Source organism: Tepidimonas sp. (assembly GCF_036824975.1).
Classification (GTDB): Bacteria; Pseudomonadota; Gammaproteobacteria; order Burkholderiales; family Burkholderiaceae_C; genus Tepidimonas.
This window is the reverse complement of the sequence record NZ_DAISZC010000047.1, coordinates 5541-16098: the sequence shown is the minus strand read 5'-3', so window position 1 is coordinate 16098 and position 10558 is coordinate 5541. Positions and strand designations below refer to the sequence as shown.

10 protein-coding genes are annotated in these 10558 nt (G+C 66.8%); 5 read left to right on the top strand and 5 right to left on the bottom strand.

The window, feature by feature from the left end; genetic code table 11:
* Window positions 1-1049 (bottom strand): form I ribulose bisphosphate carboxylase large subunit (locus V7Z54_RS06785; RefSeq protein ID WP_334135346.1); only part of this gene is annotated, 1049 nt, incomplete at its 3' end.
* A 123-nt stretch (window positions 1050-1172) separates the two neighbouring features.
* Here V7Z54_RS06785 and V7Z54_RS06780 point away from each other — a divergent pair.
* Window positions 1173-2096: a LysR family transcriptional regulator gene (locus V7Z54_RS06780; protein WP_334135345.1), complete on the top strand. Its 924-nt coding sequence runs from the start codon at window positions 1173-1175 to the stop codon at window positions 2094-2096.
* On the opposite strand, the gene V7Z54_RS06775 is transcribed toward V7Z54_RS06780, so the two are convergent.
* Complete coding sequence (locus V7Z54_RS06775; protein WP_334135344.1) at window positions 2038-3360, bottom strand: hemolysin family protein; 1323 nt, start codon at window positions 3358-3360, stop codon at window positions 2038-2040. The two genes, V7Z54_RS06780 and V7Z54_RS06775, sit on opposite strands and share 59 nt — an antisense overlap.
* Window positions 3361-3371: 11 nt before the next feature.
* Between V7Z54_RS06775 and V7Z54_RS06770 the strand changes: the two genes are divergently transcribed.
* Complete coding sequence (locus tag V7Z54_RS06770; protein WP_334135342.1) at window positions 3372-4220, top strand: symmetrical bis(5'-nucleosyl)-tetraphosphatase; 849 nt, start codon at window positions 3372-3374, stop codon at window positions 4218-4220.
* Here V7Z54_RS06770 and V7Z54_RS06765 read toward each other — a convergent pair.
* Both V7Z54_RS06765 and V7Z54_RS06760 read right to left on the bottom strand, forming a co-directional pair.
* Window positions 4174-5676 (bottom strand): DEAD/DEAH box helicase, encoded by a 1503-nt coding sequence (locus tag V7Z54_RS06765; protein ID WP_334135341.1) that lies wholly within the window; start codon window positions 5674-5676, stop codon window positions 4174-4176. The genes V7Z54_RS06770 and V7Z54_RS06765 overlap by 47 nt on opposite strands.
* A 234-nt stretch (window positions 5677-5910) precedes the next feature.
* A complete protein-coding gene (locus tag V7Z54_RS06760; protein WP_334135339.1) occupies window positions 5911-7026 on the bottom strand; it encodes a fatty acid desaturase in 1116 nt (371 codons plus the stop codon).
* A 321-nt stretch (window positions 7027-7347) separates the two neighbouring features.
* Here V7Z54_RS06760 and rpsT point away from each other — a divergent pair, with 321 nt between their 5' ends.
* Entirely contained in the window at window positions 7348-7644 is a 297-nt protein-coding gene (gene rpsT, locus V7Z54_RS06755; RefSeq protein ID WP_144327790.1) for a 30S ribosomal protein S20, read from the top strand.
* A gap of 186 nt (window positions 7645-7830) precedes the next feature.
* Here rpsT and V7Z54_RS06750 read toward each other — a convergent pair whose 3' ends face one another.
* Window positions 7831-8157 carry a DUF3579 domain-containing protein gene (locus V7Z54_RS06750; protein WP_334135337.1) on the bottom strand — a complete coding sequence of 109 codons (327 nt, stop codon included), beginning with the start codon at window positions 8155-8157 and terminating at the stop codon, window positions 7831-7833.
* Between the two features lie 263 nt (window positions 8158-8420).
* Here V7Z54_RS06750 and V7Z54_RS06745 point away from each other — a divergent pair, with 263 nt between their 5' ends.
* Complete coding sequence (locus V7Z54_RS06745) at window positions 8421-9626, top strand: aspartate aminotransferase family protein (RefSeq protein ID WP_334135336.1); 1206 nt, start codon at window positions 8421-8423, stop codon at window positions 9624-9626.
* Window positions 9623-10558 (top strand): ornithine carbamoyltransferase (gene argF / locus V7Z54_RS06740; RefSeq protein WP_334135334.1); only part of this gene is annotated, 936 nt, incomplete at its 3' end. The genes V7Z54_RS06745 and argF, both read left to right, overlap by 4 nt.

Below are 10558 nucleotides of genomic sequence, written 5' to 3'. Positions count from 1 at the left end.
TCTTCCGGCACGAACGACTCGCGCAACAGATCCACCCAGCCCAGCGTCGCCTGCCGGTCGCCCTCCAGCTTGCCCACCACCGTGCCGGTGTGCAGATGGTCACCGCCCATCAGGCGCAACACCTTGGTCAACACGCGGAAGTGGATGCCGTGGTAGGGGTTGCGGTCGATGACCGCGTGCATGGCCCGGTGCACGTGCAGCAGCACGCCGTTGTCGCGGCACCAGTTGGCCAACCCGGTGTGGGCACAGAAGCCGCCGGTCAGGTAGTCGTGCATGATGATCGGCGCGCCAATCGACTTGGCATACTCGGCGCGCTTGTACATCTCTTCGGGGGTGGGCGCCGTGACGTTGAGGTAGTGGCCCTTGCGTTCACCGGTTTCTTGTTCAGCCTTGAGCACCGCCTCCATCACGAAGTCAAAGCGCTGCTTCCAGCGCATGAACGGCTGGCTGTTGACGTTTTCGTCGTCCTTGGTGAAATCCAAGCCCCCACGCAGCGCCTCGTACACCGCGCGGCCGTAATTCTTGGCCGACAGGCCCAGCTTGGGCTTGATGGTGCAGCCCAGCAGCGGCCGACCATACTTGTTCATCAGATCGCGCTCGACCTGGATACCATGCGGCGGGCCGCCACAGGTCTTGACGTACGCGATCGGGAAGCGCACATCCTCCAGCCGCAGCGAGCGCACCGCCTTGAAGCCGAATACGTTGCCCACCAGCGACGTGAAGACATTGACCACCGAGCCTTCCTCGAACAGGTCGATCGGGTAGGCAATGAAGGCGTAGAACGCGGTGTCGTCGCCGGGCACGTCCTCGATGCGGTAGGCACGCCCCTTGTAGTAATCGAGGTCGGTCAGCAGGTCCGTCCACACCGTGGTCCAGGTACCGGTGGACGACTCGGCCGCCACGGCCGCCGCCGCCTCCTCGCGGTCGACGCCGGGCTGGGGCACGATCTTGAATACCGCCAGCAAATCGGTGTCCAGCGGGGTGTAGTCGGGCATCCAGTAGGTTTGCCGGTATTCCTTGACGCCGGCGTTGTACGTCTTGACGGCCATGCTCGCTCCTCGGAGTGTCATCAGGTTGGGGCTGCCCGCAGCGCGGGTTAGCGCCATTCTGTTTGCACGCATCGTTTTACGCAAGTAAAATTGCAAAAAGATGATCGTTGAGTTTTTCAAACCATGAACCCGCGTCACCTTACCCTGCACCAGCTGCGCATCTTCGGTGCCGTCGCCCGTCACGGCAGCTTCGCGCGCGCCGCACAGGCCCTGCATCTGGCGCCACCCACGCTATCGCTGCAGGTCAAGCAGCTGTCCGAAATCGTCGGCCTGCCGCTGTTCGAACAAATCGGCAAGCGCATCTACCTGACACCCGCCGGCGAGCTGCTGGCGCGCGCCGCCGGCGACGTCGAGGAGCGGCTGCTCGAGCTGGCCGACGAGGTCGCGGCGCTGCGCGGCATCGAGCGCGGACGCGTGCGCGTGGCGGTGCTGACCACCGCCCAGTACGTGGTGCCCAAGCTGCTCGGAGCGTTTTGTGCGGCGCATCCGGGCATCGACGTGGCGATGTATGTGGGCAACCGCGAAAACCTGCTGCAGCGGCTGGCCGCCAATCAGGATGACCTGTACGTGCTGGGGCAGGCGCCGGAGCACCTGGACGTGGTCAGCGAGCCTTTCGCTGACAACCCGCTGGTGCTGATCGCGCCGCCCAACCATCCACTTGCGCATCGACGCGCCATCGACCCGCACCAGCTGGCCGACGAGCCCTTCGTGTTGCGCGAGCCGGGCTCGGGCACCCGCTCCACGGCCGAGCGCTTCTTCGCCGACCACGGCATCGCGCTGCGGGTGCGGCTGGAGGTGGGCAGTAACGAGGCGGTCAAGCAGACCGTGGCTGGGGGTCTCGGGGTGGCGGTGTTGTCGGCGCACGCGGCCGCCGCCGAACTGGCGCTCGGGGAGCTGGTGGCGTTGGACGTGCGCGGCTTTCCGCTACTGCGCCGCTGGCAGCTCGCCCATGCCGCGGGCAAGCGTCTGTCACCGGCGGCGCTGGCCTTCAAGCAGTGGCTGCAGGCCCATCGTCCGACAACGCCTCCGGTGGCAACGGACGGATGACGACCTCGGCGATGCGGTGCCCTTCGGTGCGGCTGACTTCAAACGACCAGCGGCCGATCGCGACACGGTTGCCCTCGGTCAGCAGGCGACCAGCGGCCAGCAGCATCAGTCCAGCGACGGTATGGTAGCGCTCCTTGTCCTCGTCCGGCAGCGCTTCGATGTCCAGCCGGGCCTTGAGTTCGTGAGCCGGCATCGCGCCGTCCACGCGCCAGCCGCCGTCCGGCAGCGGCGTGGCCCAGGCGTCCTCCGGCGCCTCAGCCGACAGCTCGCCGGTGATGGCCTCCAGCAGGTCCAGCGGCGTCAACAGGCCATGCACCTCGCCATACTCATCGACCACCAGCACCATGCGCATGGCCCGGGCGCGAAACTGCTCCAGCAGCTCCAGTCCGGACAGGGTCTCGGGCACGAACGTCGCTGGTAGCGCGTCGCGCGCCCAGTCGTGTTCGCGCCCGCCAGCCTCCTCCAAGGCCATCAGCTGCCTCAAGCTGATGATGCCCCTGACCTGGTCCAGCGCCCCACGGCACACCGGATACCACGAGTGGCCGCGCTGACGCGCCGTGTGCAACGCCCACGACAGCGGTTGCTCGGCATCGAGCCAATCGATATCGGCGCGCGGCACCATTAGGCTGGCCAGTTGCCGATCGTCCAATGCCAACACGTTGCGCACCAGGCGGTGCTCCTCGCGTTCGATCACGCCCGAGGCCGCGCCGTCACGCAGGCTGGCGTGGATTTCCTCTTCCGTCACATGGCGCGGCGGCTGCAGCGGAATGCGCAGCAGGCGCAACGTGAAATTGGTGGACGCGGCCAGCAGGTGCACGAACGGCCGCGCTACCGTGGCCAGCACCAGCAGCGGCGGCGCCATCACACGCGCGATAGCCTCCGGCGCGGTCTGCCCGATGCGCTTGGCCACCAGCTCGCCAAAGACGATGGTCACGTAGGTCACCCCCACCACCACCGTTGCTGTGCCCAGCGCATGAGCCACGCCCTCGGGTAACCCCAGCGCCAGAAAATGGGCGGTCAGGCCATCGCCAAAGGCCCCCTCCCCCACGATGCCATTGAGCAGCGCGATGGTCGTATTGCCCATCTGGATGGTAGAGAAAAACAGCGTCGGGTTGTCCTGCAAGCGCAACACGGCATGCGCCGCATGGTCGCCCTCGGCAGCCTGTGCCTCGATGCGCGCGCGGCGGCTCGACACCACCGCGATTTCGGTCATCGAAAACATGCCGCTGAGCAGCGTCAGAAAAGCGATGAGCACAATGTCCATAATGCGCGCCGATGGCACTGTACCTGATCGGCGATATCCAAGGGTGTGACGATGCCCTGCAGCGCCTGCTGGCCGAGCTGGCCTTCAGCCCCAGCCGCGACCGGTTGATCGCGCTGGGCGACCTGGTCAACCGCGGGCCCGCTTCGCTGGCGGTGCTGCGGAGGCTGCGGGCGCTGGAAGGGGCTGCCGAAGCCCTGTTGGGCAACCACGACCTGCACCTGTTGGCCGTGGCCGCTGGCGTGCGGGCCCCGCACCGCAACGACACGCTGCACGACATCCTGACGGCACCGGACCGCGACGCGCTGCTGCAGTGGTTGCGCCAGCGCCCGCTGGCGCTGATGACTGACGGCTGGCTGCTGGTGCACGCCGGCGTGCTGCCCGACTGGACGGCGGCGCAGACACTGGCGTTGGCCGGCGAGGTGCAGGTGCGGCTGCATGCATCGGACTACGTGGAATGGCTGCGAACCATGTACGGTAACGAGCCCGCTCGATGGGACGACACCCTCGATGGCCCAGCGCGGTGGCGCGTCATCGTCAACGCGCTGACGCGGCTGCGCTTTTGCAGCCCCGATGGCGCCATGGAGTTCGCCACCAAGGACGGTGCCAGCAGTGCGCCGCCCGGCTACCTGGCCTGGTTCGACGTCCCCGGTCGGCGCAGCGCCGACACCCCGATCGCCTTCGGTCACTGGTCCACGCTGGGGCCGTTGCAGCGGCGCGACGTGCTGGCGCTGGACAGTGGCTGCGTGTGGGGCGGGCAACTCAGCGCCGCGCGACTGAGCGCCGACGCCCGCCACGACGCCCGCCGCGCCGAGATCATACGGGTGCCGTGTCGGCAGGCGCAGGTGCCGGGGCGGGGCTAAGGACCACCGGTGCGCGCAGCAGCGCCGCCACCTTGCGCTTGGGCCGGATATACGCCGACAGGCCACGCGGCGCACTTGCCCTAGCCTGTACCTCCCACTGAGGCTTGGCGTCCGGCGGCAAGCTCGGCTCGTAGGGCTGGTCGTACAGCGGATCGGCGCTGGCCGCGGGGGCACTGCCACGCGCCTGGCGTCCCGCAGCCGGCTCGGCGCGCTGCCGCCGCGCGGCACCAGCTGGTGGCGGCGGCGTGCTCAACGTGCCGCCAAGCTGGATCCCGTCGGCGCCGCTGGCGCGTGGCCGCCCACTGCCACGCACGGCCTCGATCGGCAGCGGCTCGACCTCGACCCGGCAACCGATCAGCTTTTCGATGTCGGCCAACAGCTTGGCATCCCGCGCCGTCACGAAGGAAATGGCCAGCCCCGAAGCGCCCGCGCGCCCGGTGCGGCCGATGCGGTGCACGTAGTCCTCGGCGTTGAACGGGATGTCCACGTTAAACACGGCGGGCACGTCCTTGATGTCCAACCCGCGCGCGGCCACATCGGTGCACACCAGCAGCTCCACCTGCCCCTGTTTGAACGCCTCCAGCGCCTTGAGCCGCTCGTCCTGGCTCTTGTCGCCGTGTAGCGCCGCCACCTGCAGCCCATCGCGCTGCAACGCGCGCGCCAGCCGCGCACAGCCCAACTTACTGTTGACGAACACGAACGCCTGCTTGACCTGCAGCTCGCGCACCAGCTGCAACAGCGCCGCCCTCTTGTCGTCTTCGTCCACACGGAAAAAGCGCTGCTCCACGGTCGAGGCGGTGGCGTTGGCGCGTGCCACCTCGATCACCACCGGGTCCCGCAGATAGCTGGCCGCCAGCCGCTTGATCTCGGGCGAAAACGTGGCCGAAAACAGCAGCGTCGTGCGCTGCCGGGGCAGGTACGACAGGATGCGCTGCAAGTCGGGCAAGAAGCCGATGTCGAGCATGCGATCGGCCTCATCGAGCACCACGTACTCGACCTGGTTGAGCACCGCCGTCTTGGCTTCGATGTGGTCGAGCAGCCGCCCCGGAGTGGCCACCAGCACCTCCACCCCCTTGCGCAGCTCCTCGATTTGCGGCTTCATGTCCATGCCACCGAACACCACCGCACTGCGCAGCGGCGTGTACTTGGCATAGAGCTTGATTTGTTGCGCCACCTGGTCGGCCAGCTCGCGCGTGGGCAACAGCACCAGCGCCCGCACGGGATGGCGTGCCGGTGACGTGGACGTGTTGGCATGGCGCAACAGCCGTTGCAGCAGCGGCAGCGAAAACGCCGCCGTCTTACCGGTACCGGTTTGGGCCGCGCCCATCACGTCGCGGCCCTGCAACACGACCGGAATGGCCTGCGCCTGAATGGGCGTCATCGCGGTGTAGCCCATCTCGGCCACGGCACGGGCCAGCGGTTCGGCCAAATTCAGTTCGGAAAACGCTTGAGTCATCGGCCCGTATTGTCGCACCGCAGCACCCAAGCCGCCACATGCGAACTGAAAAAACCAACGCTGTGCATTGCCGGTGTTACGGTGGCGCAGAAGTTTTCGACTGTATCGGCGGGCGCTGTAAACCCGACTGCCCCCGGTGTGCAGTGGCACGGCCTGCACACGTCCCCACCTCACGGCGCTCGTGAAGGCCACACTGGGCCCGCAAACCCGCCGACCCGCGCTGCCGCCGGGCACTCAGGCGTAGGCCGGCGCGGGGTCGCTCGTGGGCTGGCCGCGAAAGTCGGTCCAGCAGCGGCGCGTAAAGTCGTACAGCTTGCAGCGGCGCGCGGTGTCGAAGTACCACTTCCAGCTGAAGCGTTGCACGATGATGCGCCCGGGCAGCATCTCCTCCAGCTTCTTCTGCGCCTGCTTAAGTTTGTACAGAGGCACACTCATGTCCACGTGGTGCGCGGTGTGTTCCATGATGTGGTGCATCAGCGCGCCAATGCGCAGCGGAAACACCAGATGCACGGTGGTGGAGACGAACGGCGCGGCCTTCGCCCAGGCCAGCTTGTCGTCATGCCACTGCACCGCCGGATGGGTGTGGTGTACGTACACCACGAAGCCGATCATCGCATTCCAAAACAGGAACGGCACGACGAAGCCCATCAGCACCTGCAGCCACACCGACTGCCCAGTGGCCAGCGCGGCCCACACCATGCCGGCAATCCACAACAGCCCCACCACCAGCACAAACACCCCGTCCCAGATGAACTCTGGCCGGCGTGTACCCATGTAGGTCTTGCGAGGGAAGAACATGCGCAGCCACCACATCTCGATCAGGTAGTACAGCGCCGGGCCCCAGCCGCTGCGGTAGATGCGCTCCAGCAGCCGCCGCCCGGGCGACAGCGCGTCAAACTCTTCCTTAGTCAGCGGGGCCCAGACGAAGTCCACACCCTTGAGGTTGGTGTAGCCGTGATGCACCACGTTGTGGCCGACCTCCCACAGGCTGTAGGGCGTCAGCGACGGGATCATGGCGATGCGGCCCAGCAGCTTGTTCAGCCCACGGTGCGGGGTGTAGCTTTGGTGGCAGGCATCGTGTCCGATGATGAACAGGCGTCCGATGGTGAACCCGGCGGCGAGCCCACACAGCAGCTTGGCCCACCATGCCTCCAAGACGATGGTGCCCGCCATCAGCGCCGCAAAGATGGCCCAGTCGATGAGCAACAACACGATCGCGATCGCGGTGCGGCGCTCCCCCAGGGGTGTGATCCAGCTGCGGATGACCTTGCGGTGCGGCAACGGCGCTCCGGGGGGAATAGGCCGCTCGGGGTGGACAGTAGCGGAGACGACGGCGTCTTGAACGGACATGGCTGACGGTTGGCAAACGATGAGGAATCCCAAGGCAATCCACCGTGAAACAGTGGGCTCCCGGCCGCGAGTATGCCCGAGCCGGCTTGCACACGCTTGACACAGGTCAATCGGGCCAGGTTCCCGGCACGCAACTTCGTGCGGTCATCGTAGACCGCCGCGGCTGATACATGAGCGGAAAAAGCGCCGCTGGCGCGCCCCTTTTGATGCGTTACCCGCCCACCTCTGTGCCTGCTACGGCAACTGCGCCTCACGACCGTGGCCTGGTTGCTATAATGGAGGGATTTGCTGGCATCATCCCCCAACTGAGGACATCGTTTTATGGCTACCAAGTCCAAGAAATCGCCGCGTCTGGCGTCGGGTCGCAAGCGCGCCCGACAAGACGTCAAGCTCAACGCCCACAACAGCTCGCTGCGGTCACGCTACCGCACCGCCATCAAGAAGGTCGAAAAAGCCGTCGCCGCCGGCGACAAGGCGCTGGCCACCACCCTGTTTGCCCAGATGCAGTCGATCGTGGATTCGATCGCCGACAAGGGCATCTTCCATAAGAACAAGGCGGCGCGTGACAAAAGCCGCCTGTCGGCCAAGGTCAAGGCCCTGGCCGCCGCGTCGGCCTGAAGACGCCCCGCCCGGCGCGCCTTCGGTCGCGCCGCCGTTTGGATCGGGTGCGCTGCCAGCAATCCCCAAACGCCGCCCAACGGGCGGCGTTTTTCATGCCCCCGCGGCGCGGATGCACCGCGCGATGACCGCCTGACCCGACCGGCAAGCACGGGGCTATGGCGCGCACGCGCCTGATCGGCAGACTCAGCGAGGGGGCGCTGCCTCGTCAGGCAGCAGACAGGCTTCGGTGATCACCAGGTCGTTGTCGCGCGCAAAGCCAAGGGCGAAATCCCAGGCGCGCTCGTCGTACTCGCGCAGCGCCCGGTCCACCACCACGCATTTGACGCCGTTGACCACCGTCGGGATGACCCACGGCGAGTAGCGCAAATGGCCACCCGGCCCCTGGGCGGCGCGCGGATGGAACGGGCTCAACACCCCTGCCAGCCGCTCCGCCCAGTCGCCGGGACGGAAGGTGCGGCCACTGTGCGTGACCCCCAGTATGAAGACCTGTTGGGCGTTGGGAGTGACCATCGCGCAGAAGGCCGCGCACCGGTGGGCGCACGGCAGCAGTAAGACGACGCAAACGTCGGCCAGTCACCATGGCCCGGCCGCACGGGTCATGGGGATCGCCCATGACATCAGTATTATATCTTATATAAGACTTTACCACCTGCGGCGCCGCGCCCCCCGCGCGACACCACGACGCCACCTGTGCGCGGCGCCGCGACGCACCTAAAATCGTGCACTTCCACCCTTTCCCTATCCACGCCCCTTCGTCCACCTGCTGCGCCACCATGCCCACCCCTGACGCCCCCCTCGAACCGCATGTGATGCCCACCTACGCGCGGCTACCCATCACGCTCACCCACGGGCGCGGCTGCCGCGTTTGGGACAGCGATGGGCGCGAATATCTGGACGCTCTGGCCGGCATCGCGGTCAACACGCTGGGCCATGCGCATCCCCGCTTCGTGCGAGCGCTGCAGGAGCAGGTCGGGCGTCTCATCCACGTCAGCAACTACTACCACCACCCATGGACCGAGCCGCTGGCCGCCGCGCTGTGCGAGCGCTCGGGCCTGGAGCAGGTGTTTTTCTGCTCCAGCGGTCTGGAAGCGAACGAGGCCGCACTCAAACTCGCGCGCAAGTTCGGCCGCGACAAGGGCATCGAGCGGCCGCAGATCGTGGTGTATGAACGCGCGTTTCACGGCCGCTCGCTGGCCACCCTATCGGCCACCGGCAACCCCAAGGTACAGGCAGGATTCGAGCCGCTGGTTGAGGGCTTTATCCGCGTTCCCATCAATGACTTGGAGGCCCTGCGCCGCGCCACCGCCGGCAACCCCAGCGTGGTGGCGGTGTTCTTCGAGGCGATCCAGGGCGAAGGGGGGGTGCATCCGCTCGACGCCGACTATATTGCCGGCGTGCGCGCCCTGTGCGACGAGCACGACTGGCTGCTGATGATCGACGAAGTGCAGTGCGGCATGGGCCGCACCGGCAAGTGGTTTGCGCACCAGTGGGCCGGCATCCGGCCCGACGTCATGCCGCTGGCCAAAGGGCTGGGCTCAGGCGTACCGGTCGGCGCAGTGGTGGTCGGTCCGCGAGCGGCACGCATCTTTCAACCCGGCAACCACGGCACCACCTTTGGCGGCAATCCGCTGGCCATGCGCGCCGGACTGGAGACCATCCGCATCATGGAGGACGAAGGGCTGCTGGACAACGCGGCGCGCGTCGGCACCCATCTCCACACCCAGCTGTGGGCGGCGCTGCACGGCGTGCCCGGTGTGCGCGAGGTGCGCGGCAAGGGTCTGATGATCGGCATCGAACTCGACCGGCCGTGCGGCGCCTTGGTGCAGCGCTGTGCCGAGGCCGGCCTGCTGTTGTCGGTCACGGCCGAGCGCGTCATCCGGCTGGTGCCGCCGCTCATCCTCAACGCCGCCGAAGCCGATGAAATCGTCGCCAAGCTCGTGCCACAAGTGCGCGCCTTCCTCGACGAGACCACCGCATGAAACACTACCTACAATTCAAAGATTTCAGTGCCGACGAATACGCCTACCTATTCGATCGCGCGGCGCTGATCAAGCACAAATTCAAGACCTACGAACGCTACCAGCCGCTGGTCGATCGCACGCTGGCCATGATTTTCGAGAAGGCCAGCACGCGCACCCGCGTCAGTTTCGAGGCCGGCATGTACCAGATGGGCGGCTCGGTGGTGCACCTGACCACCGGCGACAGCCAGCTCGGCCGCAGCGAGCCGATTGAGGACACCGCGCGCGTCATCAGCCGCATGGTGGACCTGGTGATGATCCGCACCTTCGAGCAGAGCAAGATCGAGCGCTTTGCCGCGCACTCGCGCGTGCCGGTCATCAACGGGCTGACCAACGAATTTCACCCGTGCCAGATTCTGGCCGACCTGTTCACCTGGCTGGAACACCGCGGCCGCCGCGCCGACGGCACACTCGACGTCGGGGCGCTGCGCGGCATTACCGTGGCCTGGGTGGGCGACGGCAACAACATGGCCAACACCTGGCTGCAGGCGGCGCAGATCTTGGGCTTTCGCGTGCACATCAGCACCCCGCGTGGCTATGAAGTGGACCCAGCCGTCGCCGGCGTGCCGCGTGGCGAGTTCTGGCGCGTATTCGACGACCCGATGGAGGCCTGCCACGGCGCTGACCTGGTAACCACCGACGTGTGGACCAGTATGGGTTACGAAGCCGAGAACGAAGCGCGCAAGCAGGCGTTTGCCGCCTGGTGCGTGACGCCCGCCATGATGGCCGTGGCCAAGCCCAGCGCTCTGTTCATGCACTGCCTGCCCGCCCACCGCGGCGAAGAAGTCGCCGCCGAAGTCATCGACGGCCCCCAGTCCGTCGTCTGGGACGAAGCCGAAAACCGCATGCATGTACAAAAAGCGTTGATGGAATACCTGCTCCTGGGCCAGCAG

What these genes read in the sequence shown, in the direction of transcription:
- V7Z54_RS06745 (WP_334135336.1), top strand. Translation starts at nt 8,421, where the DNA reads ATGCCCACCCCTGACGCCCCCCTCGAACCGCATGTGATGCCCACCTAC.
- V7Z54_RS06760 (WP_334135339.1), bottom strand. Translation starts at nt 7,026, where the DNA reads ATGTCCGTTCAAGACGCCGTCGTCTCCGCTACTGTCCACCCCGAGCGG.
- V7Z54_RS06765 (WP_334135341.1), bottom strand. Translation starts at nt 5,676, where the DNA reads ATGACTCAAGCGTTTTCCGAACTGAATTTGGCCGAACCGCTGGCCCGT.
- rpsT (WP_144327790.1), top strand. Translation starts at nt 7,348, where the DNA reads ATGGCTACCAAGTCCAAGAAATCGCCGCGTCTGGCGTCGGGTCGCAAG.
- V7Z54_RS06770 (WP_334135342.1), top strand. Translation starts at nt 3,372, where the DNA reads ATGGCACTGTACCTGATCGGCGATATCCAAGGGTGTGACGATGCCCTG.
- V7Z54_RS06775 (WP_334135344.1), bottom strand. Translation starts at nt 3,360, where the DNA reads ATGGACATTGTGCTCATCGCTTTTCTGACGCTGCTCAGCGGCATGTTT.
- V7Z54_RS06750 (WP_334135337.1), bottom strand. Translation starts at nt 8,157, where the DNA reads ATGGTCACTCCCAACGCCCAACAGGTCTTCATACTGGGGGTCACGCAC.
- V7Z54_RS06780 (WP_334135345.1), top strand. Translation starts at nt 1,173, where the DNA reads ATGAACCCGCGTCACCTTACCCTGCACCAGCTGCGCATCTTCGGTGCC.